This is a genomic window from Thalassospira alkalitolerans (genome assembly GCF_002115745.1).
Classification (GTDB): domain Bacteria; phylum Pseudomonadota; class Alphaproteobacteria; order Rhodospirillales; family Thalassospiraceae; genus Thalassospira; species Thalassospira alkalitolerans.
Map to the genome: position 1 here is coordinate 247790 of NZ_JFKB01000006.1, position 21995 is coordinate 269784.

General features: G+C 53.0%; 19 protein-coding genes and 1 pseudogene. 9 read left to right on the forward strand and 11 right to left on the reverse strand.

What is annotated here, in order from left to right; all coding sequences use genetic code 11:
• Positions 1 to 16 precede the first annotated feature (16 nt).
• Entirely contained in the window at positions 17 to 1321 is a 1305-nt protein-coding gene (locus TALK_RS10830) for an ABC transporter substrate-binding protein (protein ID WP_169715002.1), read from the reverse strand.
• A gap of 239 nt (positions 1322 to 1560) precedes the next feature.
• Between TALK_RS10830 and TALK_RS10835 the strand changes: the two genes are divergently transcribed.
• Both TALK_RS10835 and TALK_RS10840 read left to right on the forward strand, forming a co-directional pair.
• A complete protein-coding gene (locus tag TALK_RS10835) occupies positions 1561 to 2328 on the forward strand; it encodes a phosphodiesterase (RefSeq protein WP_085618698.1) in 768 nt (255 codons plus the stop codon).
• Positions 2325 to 2711, forward strand: a complete 387-nt coding sequence (locus tag TALK_RS10840; protein WP_085618699.1) for a DUF2750 domain-containing protein — start codon at positions 2325 to 2327, stop codon at positions 2709 to 2711. The genes TALK_RS10835 and TALK_RS10840 overlap by 4 nt, the downstream gene beginning before the upstream one ends.
• Here TALK_RS10840 and TALK_RS10845 read toward each other — a convergent pair.
• Positions 2708 to 3190 (reverse strand): GNAT family N-acetyltransferase, encoded by a 483-nt coding sequence (locus tag TALK_RS10845; RefSeq protein WP_085618701.1) that lies wholly within the window; start codon positions 3188 to 3190, stop codon positions 2708 to 2710. The two genes, TALK_RS10840 and TALK_RS10845, sit on opposite strands and share 4 nt — an antisense overlap.
• A gap of 37 nt (positions 3191 to 3227) precedes the next feature.
• Positions 3228 to 3629 carry a rhodanese-like domain-containing protein gene (locus tag TALK_RS10850; protein WP_085618703.1) on the reverse strand — a complete coding sequence of 134 codons (402 nt, stop codon included), beginning with the start codon at positions 3627 to 3629 and terminating at the stop codon, positions 3228 to 3230.
• 136 nt (positions 3630 to 3765) lie between these two features.
• Between TALK_RS10850 and ftrA the strand changes: the two genes are divergently transcribed.
• From ftrA to TALK_RS10885, 7 genes and pseudogenes are all read left to right on the forward strand, one after another.
• A complete protein-coding gene (gene ftrA / locus TALK_RS10855) occupies positions 3766 to 4761 on the forward strand; it encodes a transcriptional regulator FtrA (RefSeq protein ID WP_085618705.1) in 996 nt (331 codons plus the stop codon).
• Between the two features lie 138 nt (positions 4762 to 4899).
• Positions 4900 to 5721, forward strand: a complete 822-nt coding sequence (cysQ, locus tag TALK_RS10860; protein WP_085618707.1) for a 3'(2'),5'-bisphosphate nucleotidase CysQ — start codon at positions 4900 to 4902, stop codon at positions 5719 to 5721.
• Positions 5722 to 6185: 464 nt separating this feature from the next.
• Positions 6186 to 7187: an L-threonylcarbamoyladenylate synthase gene (locus TALK_RS10865; RefSeq protein ID WP_085618842.1), complete on the forward strand. Its 1002-nt coding sequence runs from the start codon at positions 6186 to 6188 to the stop codon at positions 7185 to 7187.
• Positions 7188 to 7209: 22 nt separating this feature from the next.
• Positions 7210 to 8625: an FAD-binding oxidoreductase gene (locus TALK_RS10870; protein WP_085618709.1), complete on the forward strand. Its 1416-nt coding sequence runs from the start codon at positions 7210 to 7212 to the stop codon at positions 8623 to 8625.
• Between the two features lie 38 nt (positions 8626 to 8663).
• Positions 8664 to 9413, forward strand: coding sequence for a DUF4336 domain-containing protein (locus tag TALK_RS10875; protein ID WP_085618711.1), 750 nt, complete (start codon positions 8664 to 8666; stop codon positions 9411 to 9413).
• Positions 9414 to 9487: 74 nt separating this feature from the next.
• Positions 9488 to 9607 (forward strand): annotated as a pseudogene (locus tag TALK_RS10880) (transposase domain-containing protein); the annotation flags it as partial.
• A gap of 172 nt (positions 9608 to 9779) precedes the next feature.
• Positions 9780 to 11018: a tetratricopeptide repeat protein gene (locus TALK_RS10885; protein WP_139833795.1), complete on the forward strand. Its 1239-nt coding sequence runs from the start codon at positions 9780 to 9782 to the stop codon at positions 11016 to 11018.
• Positions 11019 to 11290: 272 nt separating this feature from the next.
• On the opposite strand, the gene TALK_RS10890 is transcribed toward TALK_RS10885, so the two are convergent.
• The 8 genes from TALK_RS10890 to TALK_RS10925 form a co-directional block, all read right to left on the reverse strand.
• Complete coding sequence (locus TALK_RS10890; RefSeq protein ID WP_085618713.1) at positions 11291 to 12145, reverse strand: 5'-nucleotidase, lipoprotein e(P4) family; 855 nt, start codon at positions 12143 to 12145, stop codon at positions 11291 to 11293.
• Positions 12146 to 12344: 199 nt separating this feature from the next.
• Complete coding sequence (locus TALK_RS10895; RefSeq protein WP_085618715.1) at positions 12345 to 12659, reverse strand: acylphosphatase; 315 nt, start codon at positions 12657 to 12659, stop codon at positions 12345 to 12347.
• A gap of 23 nt (positions 12660 to 12682) precedes the next feature.
• The gene (locus tag TALK_RS10900) at positions 12683 to 13066 is read right to left on the reverse strand and encodes a DUF1244 domain-containing protein (protein ID WP_085618717.1); all 384 of its coding nucleotides are present in this window, start codon (positions 13064 to 13066) and stop codon (positions 12683 to 12685) included.
• Positions 13059 to 13805, reverse strand: a complete 747-nt coding sequence (locus tag TALK_RS10905) for an HAD family hydrolase (RefSeq protein WP_085618719.1) — start codon at positions 13803 to 13805, stop codon at positions 13059 to 13061. Before TALK_RS10905 ends, TALK_RS10900 begins: the two co-directional genes overlap by 8 nt.
• Positions 13806 to 14028: 223 nt before the next feature.
• On the reverse strand, positions 14029 to 15462 hold the full coding sequence (locus TALK_RS10910; protein WP_085618721.1) for a hypothetical protein: 1434 nt from the start codon (positions 15460 to 15462) through the stop codon (positions 14029 to 14031).
• Positions 15463 to 15616: 154 nt separating this feature from the next.
• Positions 15617 to 17617, reverse strand: a complete 2001-nt coding sequence (locus TALK_RS10915) for an acetyl-CoA carboxylase biotin carboxylase subunit (protein ID WP_085618723.1) — start codon at positions 17615 to 17617, stop codon at positions 15617 to 15619.
• A gap of 32 nt (positions 17618 to 17649) precedes the next feature.
• A complete protein-coding gene (locus tag TALK_RS10920) occupies positions 17650 to 19182 on the reverse strand; it encodes an acyl-CoA carboxylase subunit beta (RefSeq protein WP_085618725.1) in 1533 nt (510 codons plus the stop codon).
• Between the two features lie 227 nt (positions 19183 to 19409).
• Positions 19410 to 21668 (reverse strand): diguanylate cyclase domain-containing protein, encoded by a 2259-nt coding sequence (locus tag TALK_RS10925; RefSeq protein WP_169715003.1) that lies wholly within the window; start codon positions 21666 to 21668, stop codon positions 19410 to 19412.
• Positions 21669 to 21995: the final 327 nt, after the last annotated feature.

The window sequence follows — 21995 nt, forward strand, 5'->3', positions numbered from 1 at the left end:
GGATATCGATTTTGCGTTAGCCTTTCTGGCGACGCATCAAACGCTCAATTTCGCGATTGGAATTGTTGTTTGCCTCGACCAGCGCACTCGCGGCATCGACTTCACCGGCAAGGGTACGATCAAGCGCACTTTTAAGGTGCTCACGCACACGGTGATACCCCGGAACCTGAAGGAAGGCACCGGCATAGGCAGCCTGATCCAATGCAACCTTGGCCGCAGGAACCTCGACAAGGTAGCTTTGCATTTCGGCTGATTCCCATGCGGATTTACGCACAGCAAGATAGCCGGTTGCGCGGCTCCATTTTGCCTGATTTTCGGTATTGGTCATCCAGCGGGCAAAGGTCCAGCTGGCTTCTTTCTTTTCATCCGACTGATTTTTGGCAATCATCAGCGGACCACCGCCCTGTGCCGCGCCATAGGTTTTGTTTTTCGGCATGAAGGCAACGCCAACATCAAACGATGCCGAGGTCCGCAGATTGGTCAGCGACCCGGTCGAGTGATAGAGCATCGCGGTATGACCGGCGAGGAAATCATTGGCCGATCCCTGCCAGGTTGACGCCGCAGGCATGACACCGGCATCGACCATTTTTTTCCAAAATTCAAGTGCCTCGATTGCTTCGGGGCGATCAAACAACACTTTGTCTTTCTGCCAGGGCACCAGTTCGTTCTGACGGCAATAGCATTCGAAAATCCAGTCATGCCAGCCACCGCCAACGGTAAGGCCCCAGCGTTTAAGATCGCCACCTTCGCGCAGGGTCAATGCCTGTGCCGCGACCAAAAGCTCGTCCCAGGTATCGGGTGCCTTGGTAATACCGGCAGCCTTAAAGGCATCCTTGTTGTAATAAAGCACCGGGGTCGATGGCTGGAACGGCAGACCGTACAAACGATCATCGGAAATACAGGTATTGAGGAAGCCCGGCAGGAAATCGTCATAAATATCGTCGGCCTTGGCAAGGTCGGTGATATCTTCAAGCGCATCAAGCCCAAGGAAGGTCTGAAGTGCCGAGTTGATCGGCAACCAAAGTGATGGCGGTTCGTCGATACCAAGGCTTGTGATAACTTTTTGCTCGGTATTATCATAGCTACCGGCATAGATGGCTTCGACTTCGATACCCGGGTGCTGGGCATTAAAATCCGCAACCATCCCGGAAACGATCCGGTTGATGTCACCCGATACGCCGACCGGATACATAAATTGCAACTTTACCGGACCAGAAGCCCGGGCAGAACGGATCAGCCCCGGTGCCAAACCGATAACGGGAATTGCGGCACTCGCGGCAAGAAACTTGCGACGCGACAGGTTAAACTTCGAAGGGTTCATGACAAGCATCTCCATATTCGTTTAGACCAAGGACGATTGCCCGCAGCGGGCCGTGGAAAATCTGAGGCTTTCGATGATTTCAACGAAATATTCCCACAAAATTCGCCGGAAAATGGTGACATTTCCAATACAATTCCATGACATCGCCAAAAACCAGTCCACTTTTGCCTTCAGACATGGCTAAATCCACAAATCCTTGGCACCTGCTTTGACACCTTTGACCACAAGAGCCCGAAACAATGTTGATAGCGCAATTGAGCGACACCCATTACCTGACGGACGGACGCAAACTTGGCGGGGAATTTGACACCGGCAAAGCATTTGACGCGCTGATTGACAGCATTAAACGCCAACCTGTTCAGCCGGATCTGATCCTGTTTTCAGGGGATTTGGGCGAACGCGCCACAGCGGCGGAATATGCAGATCTTGGCCGGGCATTGCGACAATTTGGCATCCCGGTGCGCGCGGTACCGGGCAATCATGATGCCCGCGGACCGATGCTTGCCGAACTTCCCGATATGGTTAAATCCACACAATCGGGGCATTTATGCCTGCTTGAAACGGGGTTTGACCTTGCAATCATTGGTCTGGATACAAGCGTCGAAGGCCAACCGCATGGTGCGCTCTGCGCGCAGCGGCTTGGCTGGCTGGAACAGACATTAAAAGATTTGGGCGACATCCCGGTGTTGATCTTTATGCACCACCCGCCAATCAAAACCGGCCTTCAGGCGATGGATGACATGGGATTGATCGAAGGCCGCGCAGAACTCAGAGAAATTCTGGCCCAACATGGCAAGATCCAAGCCATTCTGTGCGGGCATATGCACCGAACAATACAGGGCTGTTTTGCGGGAATTTCCGTTCGGGTTGCCCCGTCGTCATCCCACCAGATCGCTTTTGACATCCGCCCCGATCAGCCCTATCGACTGGTTGGCGAACCCGGCCAATACATGATGCATCTGTGGGATTGCGAAAATGGACTGATCAGCCATACAGTACCGGTATGACAAACAGCCACCAAAACACCACTCCACGTGACATCCGGTACCAGTATTTCATCGAAAACGTGATTGCGTGGGAAGGTGTCTGGGCGCTGTATAACAATGGCTGGCTGATTTGCCCCGGCGAGGGCGAACAACGGTTTTGCCCGTTCTTCGCAAGCCGCGATCATGCGATGGCATGGAACGAAAGCGCACAAACGGGATATATCCCGACCGCGATTACCCTGATTGAACTAACCGAAAACCTGTTGCCCGATTTGGCCCGCCATCAGATCGAACCGGGTATTTCGCCCACCGGGGATGACGGCCCGATCCTGCCCGGTCATGATCCGTTGCATCATGACCTGATAGCAGCCCTGAAACGATCCATAGCGGGTAGTGCCAGCTAGCCGGAAATCTGTTTTGAAAAGCGCAGCTTGGCCTGCCCAACCGCATCATTGCGGCGGTAAAACCGCGCCGCGTCTTCGTTCCAATCAGGCGTCTGCCATTCCATCCAGCCAAGGTTTTGCGCCCGCGCCACATCGGCAAACGCGGCCAGCATGCGGGTTCCAAGCCCAAAACCGCGACTTTGCGGTGCCAGATACAGACAATCCAAATGTAAAAAACAGGCGGCACGCCATGTTGAAAACTCCACACTGGCCGTGCCATATCCCACCAATTCCCCACCGCATTCCGCAACCAGAACCCTGGCACATGCATCATCCCCGAAAAAACAATCGGGCAAGGCATGCACCAGATGGGCCTTATCAACCTGTTGGCGTTCAAACGCCGCATGATCCGCAATCAAATTGATCAGGGTCGGCATGTCGGCCCTTTGGACCGGCCGGATATCGGGCAATGTTTTGGATCGGAATAAAGATCGGGACATGACTTACCTGACGTAATGTTTCTTGTGCCAGCGTTCCTTATGCCTTGGGGGTCACAAGGTTAAACCCCTCGTCAAGCCAGCCGGTGATGCCGCCAATCATCAATTTAACCGGCAGACCAAGGGCGGCCAGACGACATGCGGCCTTGTTCGCACCATTGCAATGCGGGCCGGCACAATAAACCACAAAGGTTTTACCATCAGGATATTCGCCCATGCGGCGTTCGGTCATCTTGCCATGCGGGATGTTAATCGCCCCCGCGATATGGCCGCTTTGGAATAAGGCGGGGGACCGAACATCAACCAGAATAAAGTCATCCGCCCCGGCCGCAAGGCTTGCATGCGTGTCCCAGCAATCGGTTTCAAAACCCAGCATCGCATCAAAATGCGCACGTGCAATATGCGAGGGGGCCGGGGCAATTTCATTGATCAGACTTTTCATCTCGATACCTCGGTTGGCGGGCATTGCCCTGTTTGATGATCTGATCGTAACGATTGCCATTTTTCGCGATAGTGGCCAAAGTGACATTGTTCAGTAATTTTTCGCCAAAGCATCTCAAAACGGGAACTTGCCACCCATGGCCGACCATCCAGCCGCATCCACGCACCAAACTGACGCCCTGCATCATGTGGTGGTTCTGGCCTATGACGGGCTTTGCACGTTTGAATTTGGCATCGCGCTAGAGGCCTTTGCCCTGCCCCGGCCGGAATTTGATTTTCCGTGGTATCGATGTTCGATTGCCGCCATAGACCCGGAAATTCGGGCGATGGGCGGGTTTCGCGTTGCGACCGATGCCGGGATCGAATTGATTGATCAGGCCGATACCATCATTATCCCCGGCTGGCGCGGGGCGGATGTCGTGCCACCAGCCGCGCTTTGCGATGCCCTGTGCCGCGCCCATGCACGCGGGTGCCGGATCGTGACGATTTGTTCCGGGGTGTTTGTTCTGGCCGCAAGCGGGTTATTGCGGGGCGGACGGGCGACAACGCATTGGCGCTATACCGACAAGCTTCATGCGATGTATCCCGATATCGAGATTGTCGATGATGTGCTTTATGTCGAAAACAATCAGATCATCACATCAGCAGGCAGCAGTGCGGGGATTGATGCTTGCCTGCATGTTATCCGATCCGACCATGGCGCACAGGTTGCCAATGTGGTGGCACGGCGTTTGGTGATGCCGCCCCATCGCGATGGCGGGCAGGCACAATATATCGAAGCCCCGATACAGGAACGCCCGGGAAAATCAATTGCCGCCGTGTTGGACTGGGCACGCGAAAGGCTGGCCGAGCCAATTGAGATCGGCGAAATGGCCGCCTTTTCAGGATTAAGCGAGCGGACGTTTTTACGGCGTTTCCGCGAAGGAACCGGCATGGCACCGCTTAAATGGTTACGCCGCGAACGGATCCTTCGGGCCATGAAACTGCTGGAAGAAAGCACATTGTCGCTTTCCGATATTGCGCAGCAATGCGGCTTTCAGTCGATCGAGACATTTCGCATCGCATTTGGCGATATTGCCGGTGTGCCCCCGGCCCGCTATCGCAACCGGTTTAGAACCCATCAACCCGCATGACCGGAAATGCCACATTTACGCATTACCCCATTCAACGATAAGCCCATAAACGCATGTGCGGGCTGGACCTTGGACGCAAAATTCCCTATGCCCTTTTAACGCATTTAGTACATCACAGTTTAGCCAAACGAGATTGCCATGACGATTGCCCTTCCGGCCGATGCCAGCGCCCTTGAAAACGGGCTGATTGAAATTGCGCGCCGTGCCGGTGCTGCGATGATGGAAATCTATCAAACCGATTTCGAAATCCGCTCGAAAGACGATGCATCGCCGGTGACAGAGGCCGATGACGCCGCCGAGGCGATCATCCTGCCGGGGCTTCGCGCCCTGACCCCGGATGTCAAAATCGTGTCCGAGGAAAGTGCCGCTGCGGGCGATATTCCTGATGTTGATGGCGATACTGATTTCTTCTGGCTGGTCGATCCGCTGGACGGAACCAAGGAATTCATCAAACGCAACGGCGAATTCACGGTTAATATCGCCCTGATTTCCAAAGGCAGCCCGGTTTTGGGCGTGGTTTACGCCCCGGCGATTGAAAAGCTTTATTACGGCGGGCCGGATGGCGCCAAACTGATTGATGGCAAGGGCGATGTTGATGACACCACACGGGACATCACCGTGCGCAACATGCCCGAAGATGGCGTTGTGGTTGTCGGATCACGGTCACATGGCGATCCCGAAGCCATGAAAGCCTTTTTGGGCGATCTTGCGGTCAAGGAACTGCGCCCGGCGGGAAGCTCGCTTAAACTTTGCCTGATCGCCGAGGGCGTCGCCGACCTTTACCCCCGCCTTGGCCCAACCATGGAATGGGATATTGGCGCCGGTCACGCGGTTTTGGCCGCGGCCGGGGGTGTTGTTGAAAACATGGATGGGACTCGGTTTGCCTATGGCAAGGCTGATTTCCGCAATCCGTTCTTCATTGCGCGCAGCCCGTCGGTACCGGTAAAATACCAAAGCTGATCTACCGCGCAGCGGTACGAAAAACGAATTCCAAAGCAATCCTAGCGGCTTGTCGTTTGTGCATCGCAACAAAGGCAAGCCGCTCTGTTTTTCCGGCCTTTCTTTAACCGTTACAAACCGCAGTTTCCTTGACATTTCGGGTAATTTCGGCTATAAGAAAGTCATCGCCACACAGTGATGTTGGTGACGTAAATAGCCGCCGGAATAACGGCGACGCGGTCCGGGTCACTACTGCAGAGCGACCACCGGACTAGAGCGTAAAATGGAGCCGCCATCTTTTATGGCGGCTCTGCGCTGTTTGGTTCAGATCAAAATTTCCCCCGCCCTTTCTCTGTTCATCTCGCATCAGGAACATCATTCAATTCTATTTGCACACCAAAAGTCCTTATCCTTCATGCTTGTCATCAGGCCGTATCGTCGCTAGGTATTTCAGGTGACTGCATTTTTTTAAGATGGAACGCTTGATGTCCCCGGCTTTGACGATCCGCCCCTATTCCGAAGGTGCCCTGACACAGGCCGCAGCAAAATTGCGCGCCGGCGAGCTTGTCGCCTTTCCGACCGAAACGGTTTATGGCCTTGGGGCGGATGCGACAAATGATGATGCGGTGGCGGGCATTTTTAGCGCCAAACAACGGCCAAGCTTTAATCCGCTGATCAGCCACTTTCCCGACCGTGACGCGGCGGCAAAACATGCGGTATTTGATGCCCGTGCCGATAAACTGGCGGCGGCATTTTGGCCCGGTGCATTAACACTTGTGTTGCCCAAACGCGATGACAGCACGGTTTCCCAACTGACCACCGCCGGGTTGCCCAGTATTGCGGTGCGTGTTCCGGCCCATGACATGGCGCGCGCCTTGTTGCGTGCCGTCGGTCGCCCGATTGCCGCCCCCTCGGCCAACCGATCCGGCCGCATCAGCCCGACAACCGCCGCCCATGTGGCAGCATCCCTTGGCAATGCCATCGGCATGATTTTGGATGGCGGGCCATGCGGGGTCGGGCTTGAAAGTACGGTGATTGATTTAACCACCGATCAGGTGGTGATGTTGCGACCCGGTGGCATTACCGGTGATCAGGTGGCCGAAATTCTCGGCACCGATGTTGTCATGGCAGAAACCGATGATACCGCGCCCAAAAGCCCCGGCATGATGACCAGCCATTATGCGCCGGGCCTGCCGGTCCGCCTGAATGCGACCGCGCCTGACACCGAAAAATACGGCCATGAAATCCTGCTGGCATTTGGTCCTGATTGCGTGACCAAGGGATTTGATAAAGTCCTGTGGTTATCAAAAACCGGCAATGACCGCGAAGCCGCAGCCAATCTGTTTGCCAAATTGCACGAAGCCGATCAGCCGCGTTTTGATGGCATTGCCATTGCGCCGATCCCCGATACCGGCCTTGGACTTGCGATCAATGACCGGATGAAACGCGCCAGTGCGCCGCGCGCGCCAGTCCAATCCAATCCATAACCCCAATCTGAGCGGAAACCCCATGCCCATCCTGCCCGCCACCGCGATCAAGGAACTTCAGGATGCCCTTGGCCCCAAGGGCTGGAGCATGGAAACCGGTATTCTGGCGACCCATAACACCGAAGCACGCGGCAAGTTTACCGGCGATGCGGGCATGGTTTTGTTTCCAGCCAATACCGATGAAGTCGCCAAATGCGTTGTCATCTGCGCGGCACATGGCATTGCGATTGTCCCGCAAGGCGGCAATACCGGGCGATGCGGCGGGGCGGTTGCCAATGGGGCGGAAGTTATCCTGAACCTGAAACGCATGAACCGGATCATCGAAATTGATGCCCGCGATTTCACCGCCACGGTCGAGGCCGGTGCGATCCTGAAAACCATTCAGGACGGCGCGCGTGATCGCGATCTTTTATTCCCGCTCAGCCTGGGTGCCGAGGGAAGCTGTCAGATTGGCGGCAACCTTGCGACCAATGCCGGCGGGCTTAACGTGATCCGTTATGGCAATACCCGCGATCTGGTGCTGGGGCTTGAAGTCGTCCTGCCCGATGGCAGTGTCTGGAACGGCTTATCGAAATTGCGCAAGGATAATACCGGCTATGATTTGCGCGATCTGTTTATCGGGGCTGAAGGCACGCTTGGCATTATCACCAAGGCAACACTGAAACTGTTTCCCCGACCCAAACATATCGCCACCGCCTGGGTTGCCGTGCCCACACCTGATGCCGCGCTTGACCTTTTGGCACTGGCACGACGCGAAACCGGCGATGGCATTGCCGCGTTCGAACTGATTTGCGGCTTTGCCCATGACATGACGGTGGCGCATTTACCGGGGCTTTTGGCGCCGCTTTCGGCCCCTGCCGATTGGTATGTCCTGATCGAGCTGACATCACCCCGGCCCAAAGATGATCTGGATGCCGTTCTGACCGGGCTTTTGGCAACCGCCCTTGAAAACGGGCTTGCCAGCGACGCAACATTGGCGCAATCCGAGGCTCAGCGCGCCAACCTTTGGGCGATCCGCGAAGGCATTCCCGAGGCGCAAGGATTTGAAGGGGGCAGCATCAAACATGACGTTTCCGTGCCGGTGTCCAAAGTACCAGAACTTCTGGTGCGCGGAATATCCGCCGCTGGTGATTTGATCCCGGGCATTCGTCCCTGCCCGTTTGGTCATGTTGGTGATGGCAATATCCATTTCAATTTCACCCAGCCGCTTAAGATGGAAAAGGATGCCTATCTTGCCTGTTGGGAAACCCTGAACCGTTTGATCCACGATATTGTTGCCGATCTTGGCGGATCGATCAGTGCCGAACATGGCATTGGCAAGCTGAAACTTGATGAACTGGCCCGCTATGCATCCCCGGAAAAACTGAAACTGCTCCGCGCCATCAAGGGCGCGATTGATCCCGATGGAATGCTAAATCCTGGCAAGATCGTGAAATAGCCCCAATAGTCAGCGACCCCATCCCCAAAAGGTCCGCGATGTTTTCGATTGATACCTATGATCCGCTCAACGTTCCCAAGGCCATTGGGGATGATATCTGGATCATTGACGGCCCTGTGATCGGATTTCAGTATCTTGACATGAAACTGCCGTTTCCGACCCGGATGACGATCATCCGGCTGGCATCAGGCAAGCTGTTTATCCATTCACCGATCCGTTTGACGCCGGAGCTCAAGGCCAGTGTTGATAAGCTGGGCGAGGTTGCCTGTCTGATTGCGCCCAACACCATCTATTATGCCGGGGTGCCTGAATGGCAGGCGGCCTATCCGACGGCGCAAAGTTTCTGTGCGCCCGGTGTGATCAAGCGGGCGAAATCGATCGGCACGGCAGTATCGTTTGATGCCGAACTTGCCGACAGTGCCGAACCGGAATGGGCGGATGAAATCAAACAGGTGATGGTGCGCGGCGGTTATTTGTCCGAGGCGGTGTTTTACCATCCGAAATCAAACACCCTGATCCTGACTGACCTGATTGAAAATTTCGAGGCCCACAAGATCAAAAGCCCGATCTGGCGCTGGCTGATACGGATGTTTGGCTCAATGGACCCGGATGGCTGCGCGCCGCGCGATATGCGCATGACCTTTGCAGGGCACAAGGAAAGCCTGCGAAAAGCGGTCAATCAAATGATCGCATGGGCGCCGGAACGGGTGATTATCGCGCATGGCCGCTGGTATGATTACAACGGCACTGCCGAGCTTAAACGCGCATTCCGCTGGGCGATGCGATAAAGCAGCAGCATTGCGGTCATTGCCGAAGCGATATCACCCCTGCCCCGACAGTCGCCCCAACACCAATATCCGTGAGTGCCAAACTCAACAAAGTTGACCAGCAAGCCTGGCTGACCAATCTTCTCACCAGAATTGCAGATCACAAGATTAATCGTATTGATGAACTTCTACCTTGGCATTACGCTCAAACATGAGCGTAATGTGATATCTTCAAGTCGTTGAGGGGAGGTTCGCCGTACGATCATGGGCAGAGATATGCGTATGGATTTGCAAATGGTGATTTGATTTTGCAAAATATTTATCAAAACAACCACTGAAATAAAAAATATATAATACTCCGGTATTTCCATATCAAAGGACGTCATTGTGAGATTCGCCTTTATTATACCAGTTTTTCTATTAATAATAATGTCATTATCTGGTTGCGCCACTCACTTCCAAAAGGGGGTAATTGCTACACGAAACGAAGATTTTGCAACTGCATTAAAAGAATTTACTCCTCTTGCTGAACAGGGCTTTGCCGAAGCACAGAACAATCTTGGGGCGCTGTATTACGCAGGAAAAGGTGTTCCACAGGATCACAAAACTGCTCTGAAGTGGTATACCCTTGCCGCTGAACAGGGGCTTGCCGAAGCGCAAACTAATCTTGGGACAATGTATTACTTGGGACTAGGCGTAGCACAGGATTATAAGACTGCGGTGAAGTGGCACACCCTTGCCGCTGAACAGGGGCTTGCCGAAGCGCAAACTAATCTTGGGACAATGTATTACTTGGGACTAGGCGTGTCGCTGGATGATGAGACTGCTCTTAAGTGGTTCTCCCGCGCTGCTGAACAGGGCCATGCAAAAGCACAAAACAGTCTTGGACTGATGTATGACGACGGACGCGGTGTACCACAGGATTATAAGACTGCTGTGAAATGGTACACCCTTGCCGCTGAACAGGGCCATGCAAAAGCACAAAACAATCTCGGGGTGATGTATGCCAACGGAGAAGGTGTTCCAAAAGATGATAAGACTGCCGTGAAGTGGTACACCCTTGCCGCTGAACAGGGGTACGCAATAGCACAAAACAATCTTGGGGCCAGGTATTACTTCGGACTAGGTGTTCCTCAGGATGATCAGACAACTTTTAAGTGGATCTCCCTTGCCGCTGAACAGCGGCTTGCCGAGGCACAATTCAATCTTGGGACGATGTATAACGACGGACGCGGCGTAGCACAGGATTATAAGACTACTGTGAATTGGTACACCCTTGCCGCTGAACAGGGCCATGCAAAAGCTCAAAACAATCTTGGGAAAATGCATGAAGACGGAGAAGGCGTTCCACAAGATGATAAGACTGCCGTGAAGTGGTACTCCCTTGCCGCTGAACAGGGCCATGCAAAAGCTCAAAAAAATCTTGGATTCATGTTTGCCGACGGACGCGGCGTATCAAAAGATATCGTCTCTGCATACATGTGGCTTAATATTTCGGCATCTTTAGGGGAAGATATTGATTCAAAATCTCGAAAAAAGGTTGAAGAATTTATGACACCTGCTGACATCTCCGCAGCACAGATACTTATGAAAGAGTGTGTTGCAAAAAACTATAAGGGTTGCTGATTTGATTTAGCCCCTCTCTGAAATGCCCATGCCCTCTTTTGACATGCCCCCAGAGCAGTCAAAGCGTGACCGCAAGCCCGAACGACCTCTCAATCACTTGGCCGTGGCTGTAGCAGATGTTTGTTGCCTCGATGGCCCCGGATGGATATACGCATGGCCGCTGGTATGATCACAACGGCACGGCCGAGATCAAATGCGCATTCCACTGGGTCATGAAATAAGGGGCGCGCCGATCATTGCACGCCCCTTTCTATCGTCAGATGTGAAAGAAATTATTCTTGCGGCCCCGACCAGCTATTAAGCGCGTCAAGCTTGTCCTGACGGCGGGCTTCGGGGGATTTTTTCCAGTCATTGCCAAATGCCGAGGATTCCCATGACCCATAGGTCGGGTTCGGCAGCATGAACCAGCGTTCCCCCCAATAGGTTGCGTATTCGTCCATAACTTCGAGGCGTTCATCAATGGTGCCATCAACATCATCGGTGAAGTCGCCAAAGTTATCACCAAACAACATGATAACGCGATAATCCGCCGCCACAGCCGAACGACGGGTTGCCTTGGCGGACCCCCATTCTTCCTTTTCACCGCGCAGCATCACATGATCTGCATCGGCATAGGGGAAACCATATTGCTGAAGGTTTTTAATCGTTGCGGCTTCTTCCGGTGCCTTGCGGTTCGACACATAGAAAACCTCAACACCCTTGGCCGCAGCCGCCTTGGTCAGTTCAAGCGCCCCCGGTGTCGGAGTTGAAATCGCATCATTAACAAATGCCGCCCAGGTTTTGGAACTATAGGACGTATTGGCAGTGACAACCCAAGACTGATAGGCCGAGTTATCAAGAACCGTCTCATCAACATCAAGAATGATCGCGGGGGGTTTGGATGAATAATTGCCATCCTGTTCAAGGGCGGCTGTCCAGCTGTGATCGCCAATGGCGTCATCAAGAAGGCGCGTCGCCCCGGCGTAAACAGAAATGGCCGTGGTTTTGTATTCAACCGCGGTCTGATACCAAAGCGATGCGTTCAGGCCGTCATTCTGTGCCGGTTCCTGAGCCTGTGCGCCAAAGGCACAAAAGGCCGAGCCTGCAAGAATGGCGACAACGCCAAATGATTTCGTCGTCAACTTCATGTGTTTTATCTCCCTGTTTGGTTCCCGGTTCCGGCCAGTTTGCGATGATATAACCCGAAACATATAACCTGACTGCCCGGACAGGATGACAACAGCATGCCACCGCATCGCATCAAAGAAAAAGCCTTTTCCGCGACAACGCAGAAAAAGGCTTAAACGGCTGATCTGAAAATGCCGTCCTAAAATCCGGCGCGTGTCCCTATGCGCTTGGGCGTTTTTCAAACACCTCAAAACTCTCTTCCAAACCGGGTTCTTCATGTACACGGCTGACTTCGGCCCGCGACGGCCCGTCATGACAGGCGGCAATCATCGATTGCACGGCGGGAACCGGGCCACAAAAAACGGCCTCGACCGTGCCGTCTTTGCGATTGCGCACCCAGCCGGTCAGGCCGCGTTTTTGCGCTTCTTCCACTGTCCAGGCGCGATACCACACGCCCTGAACCCGGCCTTCGATCCGGGCATGAACCGATATGTTTCCGGTGCCGGTTTTCGGATCAGGTTCGGTTGTGGTCATATCGCCATCCTTTGACCTGCCAATTATTTTGCACCGGGGATTTGCGCGTGCAGATGGGCTGTATCCTGATATTTCTGTTTCTGTTCGGCACTTGCCGGGGCCTGATGATTGTCTTTCCAGTTATCATAGGTCATACCATAGACGACTTCGCGCGCACCATCATAATCCATCGCAACATCGCGTTCGCGTGCGGCGGCCAGATACCATTTGGCAAGGCAGTTGCGGCAAAAACCGGCAAGGTTCATCAGATCGATATTCTGAACATCCTTGCGATCCTGCAAGTGTTTTACCAACCCGCGAAACGCGGCGGCTTCAAGTTCAAGCCGCGTCTGGGCATCAAGCCCGGCGGCGGGCCCGGTCGCCAATGACGCCTCGGTCGACATTTCAGAACCGGCGCAATCAGACATGTTCGATCCTCCCGGCGGTGCCATATACTGGCAGGCCGCGTTCAAGTTTTTCGATATGTTCGGGCACATGTTTGATGCTTTCGACCTCGACAATCTTGTCGCTATCGATTTCGGTCTGATCAACCATTTCATGCACCCAGGTGATTTCATAGGGGATGTGGATCGCCGTCCCGCCGCATTCAACAACCGGCAGAATATCGGATTTCATCGAATTGCCAATCATCACCGCCTCGTCGGGTTCAACCCCATATCGGCCAAAGATATTGCGATACGTCAGATGATCCTTTTCCGAAACGATCTCGACCCCGTCAAACAGGTTTTCAAGACCGGACCGTTCGATCTTAAGCTGCTGGGCGATCAAATCGCCCTTGGTGATCAGAACCACCTTGCGATCAGGCTGTGCAGCATAATGGCGCAACACATCGCTGGCCCCGTCGATCAAACGGGTCGGTGCGCGCAACATCGATTTGCCGATTTCGGCCAGTTCGTGAATATCGGCAGCACCGATTTTTTTATCCGAAACCTCGATCGCGGTTTCGATCATCGACAGCGCAAACCCGGTGATGCCATATCCATAGATCGAAAGATTGGCCAATTCGGCCTCATACAGACGATCATTGACGGTTTCAGCATCAACATAATGACACAGCATTTCACGCAGACGGATATGTGCGTCGCGGAAAAGCGGCTCGTTGTGCCACAGCGTATCGTCGCCATCAAATGCAATCAGTTTATACATGCTCTAAGCCTCGTTTCTTGTTCTTGGATGGCCATGCACAAAGCATCTCGCCTCAATCGGTGACCATAGGTCAGCCCGAAATCGCCGTAAAGCCCCGTTTATTGTATTTAATATGCGTTGCAACTATTCGAAAGGGGTTGAAAGCACAAGTGGTTGAACAGGTTAAAAGAAAAGACGCCAACGATCTGATCGCCAGCGCCTCAAACTTTTAGAAATTTGTGAATCAGTGAGTTACGGCATCCAACTTGTTTTGGAGAAAGTCACTGATGTTCCTTCGGGAACCAATAGACACGAGGTGGAGCATTTCGTTAAGATCATTATCCTCAAGAATGATGATCACCCCACGACCGTCCAAAGCAGCATCCTTGCATTTTTGAAGTAATCTAGCTCGGTCATTGACTGACCTACACAACAAGAAACCCAGAAATCCACGCGTATGACCAAACCTTCCAGTCAGCTGATCTAGCTCTGGATTGTTAATGTCCGTTGAGTAGTTTTTACATTCCACAGGCACGGATAGGGCTCTCGTTTGTGGAGATTGGAGTATCGAACTGAAAAATCCTCGCTCTCCTGTATTTGTATACTTAATATCCAAGCGCTTGCGGCCCTGATGTATCGCCATTTCCTTTATTGGGTTAATGAGGTTTGGATAAAATAGGAAAGTGAGAATGCCCAAAACACAGTTGTGGTAAACATCTGCATCGTTGTTTCCTGTTGGTATGCCAGCAAGCACTCGGGGCAACTCACGTGCAAACTCTCTCTCATCAAACGCCGCATCAAAGTCTGTTGCACTCAAAGCGCCCTCAGCACCCTTCACTTGCTTATACAACTCAAGAACATTTGGATTATCTCGAACGAATTCTGCCAGAGCATCCTTAACGAAAGGATGCCTCTCTTTAACATCCTTCTTGAAAACGTGTGGTCTACCATCCTTGAAGAAGTGAACGATACCCGCTCCTGCTTCAAGATATTCTGCACGGAGATGCTCAATCATGTGGAAGTTATAGAACTCTTGCCCATCTAGACATAAACGTTGTCGAACACTGAACTTCGGCACCAAAAGAATTGGCAATCCCTGATATACAGGCAAATTAAGGGCTCTACTTTCCCATCGGCATGTGACCGGGTTCCAACATGGTGGCAAGGAGCTAACCTGCACGGTCTCAACATCATGAAGCTCACATTGATTTAATGTGTACGTAGCCAAGGGCTGTCTCAGTACATTGGTAGTAAGGTCTGAAATCAGATCCGGACCTACCCCGTGGATAAAAAGCTCTGCTTCTGCAACATCTGCGAGCAAACCTGTCTCAAATGCCCGGCTGTTTCGAAGCGCACCAGCTAATTTTTTCGCTTTTTCAGTGCCGAACCCTCTCCCTCTCGGACTCCCCTTTGATTGGCCCAAATGTGTTTCATTTGGCTCTCCTAAATGAGATAGCAGGTGCACAACCTGCTCATCATTTCCAGCCCTTAGGCCTTGAAGAACCTCATCGAAGAAGCTCCGGATATGGTCTCCACACACCTCTGACCATTCATCCTCTCTAATTTGGATTGCATAGGGGTCCAAATAAAGCGGAACATCGCCATTAAGCTCAATATCTACGAAATCGAGCTCTGCTTGAGAATTCGACAAATGGAAAACGCTACTGAACCGAGCCATAAAAATCCCCCAAAGTATAAATAAAGTATATCGCCTCTGGAGACGCTAAGAAACTACCACTAATAGTAGTTACCGAATTTAGTTAACAACAAAGGCACTGACCGTTTCAAGTCAGCGCCTTCATCAAGCATCGTCCAAGAGGGACACTGACGGCTTATTCGTCTTTCTCGAACTCGATGATGATCGCATCAACCGACAGGTTGCCCCCCTGTTCGGCGTGGATTTTTTTGACCACACCTTTGCTTTCGGCCTTCAGCACATTTTCCATCTTCATCGCTTCAAGGATGCACAATTCCTCGCCCGGCTGAACGGTCTGGCCTTCCTCGACCGAGACCTTGACCAAAAGGCCCGGCATCGGCGACAGCAGGAAGTTGGACATATCTGGCGGGGCCTTGAACGGCATCAGTTTTTGCAATTCGGCCACACGCGGCATCATCACCTTAAAGCTGCGCTGAATGCCATTGGCCGACAGGCGATAACCGATCCCTTCAAGGTCAATCTGCACACAGACCGGGCCGCCATCAATGTCGCCGACAAACATCGCATCACCGATTTTCCAACCCGAGGATACGCCATAGCTGCGATCCCCGATGGCGATAATATAATCATTGTTAACACCGTCGATTTCAATATCGAACGCAGTGTGATCATCACCGCAAACCGCGACCCAGCTTTCGGCAATTTCCAGCGGATGGTCGCTGACCTGGCCGGTAATACGGGCATTGCGTTCGGTCACGCGCTGGTTCAAATAGGCCGCAACCACAACAAGGGTTGCCGGATCATCATTGGGCAGATCATCGGCCGAGAACCCATCGGGGTATTCTTCGGCGATGAAATTGGTGGTGATATTACCCGACTGGAACCGTTTATTGGCCATCACAGCCGCCAGGAACGGGATATTGTGCGAAATACCGCGAATGTAATAGGCATCAAGGGCCGCGCGCATTTCAGAAATCGCATCGTCGCGGGTTTCCCCATAGGTCACGAGTTTCGCAACCATCGGATCGTAATACATCGAAATCTCGCCGCCTTCGAAGACACCGGTATCGACACGCACCGACGCACTTTCAACAGGCGGCTGATAATGCACCAAACGCCCGGTTGACGGCAGGAACTCGCGGAACGGGTCTTCGGCATAGACGCGGGTTTCCATCGCCCAGCCGGTCAGTTTGACGTCATCTTGCTTAAGGGTCAGCTTTTCCCTATCGGCGATTTTGATCATCCATTCAACAAGGTCTTCGCCGGTGACAAGTTCGGTCACCGGGTGTTCGACCTGAAGCCTTGTGTTCATTTCAAGGAAGTAGAAATTCTTGTCTTTATCAACAATGAATTCCACCGTCCCGGCCGAGCAATAATTGACCGCATGTGACAGCGCCACCGCCTGTTCGCCCATCGCCTTGCGGGTTTCTGGATCGATGAAAGGCGACGGGGCTTCTTCAACAACCTTTTGATGGCGGCGCTGGATTGAACATTCGCGTTCACCCAAATAGATGCCGTGGCCGTGCTTGTCACACAGAACCTGAATTTCGATATGGCGCGGTTCTTCGACAAACTTTTCGATAAAGACGCGATCATCGCCAAACGAATTGGCGGCTTCCGACGTTGCGCGTTCAAACCCTTCGCGGCATTCGGCGTCATTGCGCGCGATGCGCATGCCTTTGCCGCCGCCGCCCGCCGATGCCTTTAACATCACCGGATAACCGACGTCATTGGCGATTTTAACCGCCTCGGCGGTATCCTTGATCACGCCCATATAGCCCGGCACGGTCGAAACCCCGGCGTCGGCGGCGATTTTCTTGGAGGTGATTTTATCGCCCATCGCGGCAATCGCGCCAACCGGCGGGCCGATAAAGGCGATGTTTTCCGCATCCAGCGCCTTGGCAAAGGCCTGATTTTCCGACAAGAAGCCATAGCCGGGATGGACGGCTTCGGCACCGGTCGATTTACACGCGCCAATGATTTTATCGATAATCAAATACGATTGGTTGCTCGGCGCCGGGCCGATATGCACCGCTTCGTCGGCCATCTGCACATGCAGGGCATTTTTATCGGCGTCGGAATAAACCGCCACCGTGGCAATGCCCATCTTGCGGGCTGATTTGATCACACGGCAGGCAATTTCGCCGCGGTTGGCAATCAGGATTTTCTTGAACATGAAAGTGCTCTCCCCAATGGATTGTCGCGACGTTACAACGGAATGTTGCCGTGTTTGCGGGCCGGGTTTTTGATGTCTTTGTTGCGCAGCATGGCAAGCGATTTGCACACGCGACGGCGCGTGCCATGCGGCATGATGACATCATCAATGAACCCCTTGCGCCCTGCGACAAACGGGTTGGCAAATTTTTCGCGATATTCTTCGGTGCGGGCTTCAATCTTGGCCGGGTCGTTCATATCGGCCCGGAAAATGATTTCCACCGCGCCCTTTGGCCCCATCACGGCAATTTCCGCTGTCGGCCAGGCATAGTTGACATCGCCCCGCAGATGCTTGGATGCCATCACGTCATAGGCTCCGCCATAAGCCTTGCGGGTGATCACGGTGACCTTTGGCACCGTGGCCTCGGCATAGGCATACAGCAGTTTCGCACCATGTTTGATGATGCCGCCATATTCCTGTGCGGTGCCCGGCATAAAGCCCGGCACATCGACAAAGGTCACAATCGGAATGTTATAGGCATCACAGAACCGAACGAACCGCGCGGCCTTTTTCGATGATGCAATATCAAGACACCCCGCCAGAACCATCGGCTGATTGGCGACAATCCCCACCGTGCGACCATCCATGCGCGCCATGCCAACCAGAATGTTTTTGGCATGATCGGGCTGAATTTCATAAAAGTCGCCTTCATCAACGACCTTTGCGATCAGTTCCTTCATGTCATAGGGCATGTTGGGATTTTCAGGGACCAGCGTATCAAGCGAGAAATCATCGCGATTTAACGGGTCTTCGCACAGGCGTGCAGGCGGCTTTTCCTTATTGGACAGCGGCAGGAAATCAATGAACCGGCGCGTCTGCAACAACAGATCAACATCGTTTTCAAACGCCAGATCGGCCACACCGGAAATGCTGGTATGGGTCATCGCCCCACCGAGTTCCTCGTGGGTGACTTCTTCATGCGTCACGGTTTTAACCACATCCGGGCCGGTCACGAACATGTATGAACTGTCCTTGACCATAAAGATAAAGTCCGTCATCGCCGGGCTATAAACCGCACCGCCCGCGCACGGGCCCATGATCAGGGAAACCTGGGGGATAACGCCCGATGCCTCGACATTGCGTTGAAATACATCGGCATAACCGGCAAGGCTTTCGACACCTTCTTGGATCCGCGCCCCACCGGAATCGTTAATCCCGATCACCGGCGCGCCGACTTTCATTGCCTGATCCATGATCTTGCAAATCTTGCGCGCTTGGGCACCCGAAAGCGCGCCGCCAAATACGGTGAAATCCTGGGAAAAGACAAACACCAGACGGCCATTGACCGTGCCATGGCCGGTAACCACCCCATCGCCGGGAATGCGATTTTCCTGCATGTCGAAATCAACGCAATCATGTTCGACAAACATGTCCCATTCTTCGAACGAGCCATCGTCAAGAAGAACGTCAAGACGCTCGCGCGCGGTCAGTTTGCCTTTGCCGTGCTGATTATCAATGCGGCGCTGACCGCCGCCCATTGCCGCTTCGTCGCGCTTGGCTTCGAGCTTGGCGATAATATCCTGCATATTGCGTGATCCTTACTTTGGGCCGCCCGGAATACGTTGATGCCAGTTCTGTGTTCGGAATATTCCAATGGAATAGCATTATTCGGTACTGGAATGCCAATTATTTTTAACACTCTGGTACAAGACAAAAATGACGCCCAACCGCCTGATTTCCCTAACGTCATCAAGATATGTAAGTTCGGGCTGTACTAAAGTCTAGCAGGGTCGGCAAAACAGCGCCGACACAATCACCCGTCGATGGGAAGATCTGACTGCGCGCAGGAATTGCAGGGCGGATTGGCCTGATCAGGGCAGGCACCAGCATTATCCGATTCGAAATAGCAGAATCGGTTCCGACCACAATTTTTGGCCTGATAAAGTGCAAGATCAGCTTCGCGATACAGGTTTTCGCTGTCGTCATGGCAGGCCGCAATGCCGATGCTGACGCCGATATGGATATCATGGCCATCGATCACAAACGTTTCCGATATCGCGTCAATGATGCGCTTTGCCGGGATCGCAGCATCCGTGATTTTATCGACGAGCGGTAATATGATCGCAAATTCATCCCCGCCAAGCCGCGTGATGATATCGGCCTCGCGGGAAAATTTGCGCAACACCTGTGCGACTTCGATCAACAGCTTGTCACCAACCGGATGACCGAATGTATCATTCACCGGTTTGAAATGATCAAGGTCAAGCAGCATCAGCACAACATTCTTGCCCAGCCGCTGGTTTATCTTAATCACCTTGGCCAACATCGTATCGAATTGATGACGATTGCCCAGACCGGTCAACGTGTCGGTCTGAGCCATGCGGCGAATTTCCTGTTCAACCTTTTTGGATGGCGTGATGTCGGCAAGCATGCCCGACATGCGCAAAGGTCGGCCATCCTTGGACCATTCAGCGACCTTGCCGCGATTCAACACCCAAACCCAGTCACCATTCTTGTGACGCAGGCGGCATTCATATTCGAAATAACCAAGTTCGCGATCAAAGACCTGTTGCAGTTGCTCATTTGCCTGCGCCAGATCTTCGGGATGGCAAAACTGCGCCCATGTATCAATCGTGGTCTCGCCAAGTTCGGCCAGTTCATAACCGATGATTTCCGCCCAGCGTTCATTCAGATGCAATTTACCGGTCTGCACATACCATTCCCAGGTCCCGACATTGGTGCCCCAGATGATTTCATTCAAACGCTGTCGTTCCGCAGAAAGTTCAACATTCACATGTTCAAGTTCGTGTTCATAGGCATTGCGTTCGGTGACATCGAAAATGACCGAATGGATATAGTCCTGCCCGTCGATCTGCACCGCGCCACAATGGGCAACAACATCACGGATATCGCCACTGGCAAGCATGTGCTTGAACGAAAATGTGCCTTTCCCATCGGTAAGGACCTTTGCCATTGACCGCCTTACAACCGTGACCGAAGACCGGTTGATTTGCGTAACCTTCATCTTGCGCAGTTTATCCTCGGGATAACCGTAAAAGACACAGGCCGCATCGTTCACATCGACAATATCACCCGTGGACGGATCGATCAGAAGCTTGATCGCCGTGGTCCGCTCAAACATCTGGCGATACATTTTTGCGTGCTCAATCATGGCAACTTCGGCGCGTTTCAATTCCGAAATATCGGCAAAGGAAACGATCACACCATCGGACTGGCCATTGGCCTCGTCCCGCAGCGGTTCTGCATTCAACCGTATCCAGACCCGATCCCCGTTTGCATGGTTGACACCCACCACAACACCAAACTCACCGCGCCCGGTTTTTAACACTCGGGCGGCAAGATGCACGCCATCGGCAAAGGACGCACCGTTTTCATACACGCAATTCCAGCGCGGATCGGATGGCATTGCGCCACTCAGTTCGGCCCGCGTCAGACCCAATATTTTAAGGGCGGCGACGTTGCATTCAACAACTTCGCCCGACGGGCCAAAAACCACAACCCCCTCGGCCAGGGCGCCAAGCAGATGTTCGTAACGGCGACTGGACTTTTCCAAGGCGACGGTGATCTGGCGGCGCGAACTTAGGTCGCGCAGACTGCCCAAAATAACCCCGACACCCTTGGCTGTGGTTTTACGAATAACGGCTTGGTCATAAACCTCGATCCAATGGCCATCGACATGGCGCAACCGAAATGTCCGGCGCATTTCGCCGTCCGGCCAATTGGCGGGGTTTCGGGTTCGAACGATCTGGTCGGCATCATCGGGATGGACGTAAAAACGCCACCACTCTGTCGCGGAAAAATCGATATCACTGGCCGCGTAACCAAGCATCCGTCCGATTGCCGGACTGACATAGCTTTCGGTCGGATTATCCAGATCAATACAATACAAAAGGTTTTCAGGGATATGGTTTATCCCATCCGCGTCACGGCATGTGTCAAAATCCTGCCCGATCAAATCGGCAGGACAAGACACATGATCATCTGGCCCCTTCCCGTCCAACCGGGACAGAATCAGCTCTTTGATGCGATCAGCATTCGACGACGGCGACATATCGAACAGTACCTTTAAAACTATTTTCCAAGGGCCCGTGATGGTGGCATGCCAGAAATCCAATTCATTGGCGCACCAACCCATGCCGACGGGACACCCTATTCTTTAGGATGTAAATTCTTATCATAAAATACCATTGTATAGTATCGATTACGTTGATATCGAGCAAACACAAAGCCGAAATTTTTCGCAACCTATCTCAACCGCCCGTCACAAGCAAAACTAAGAAACCCGCACAAAATCAGCTGAAAACCCAAAACCGGGTCTCGCCCCTGCTATTTTGGCAGGCGCTTATTCGCCCCGCAAAAGCCAATCCATGCATCGGGA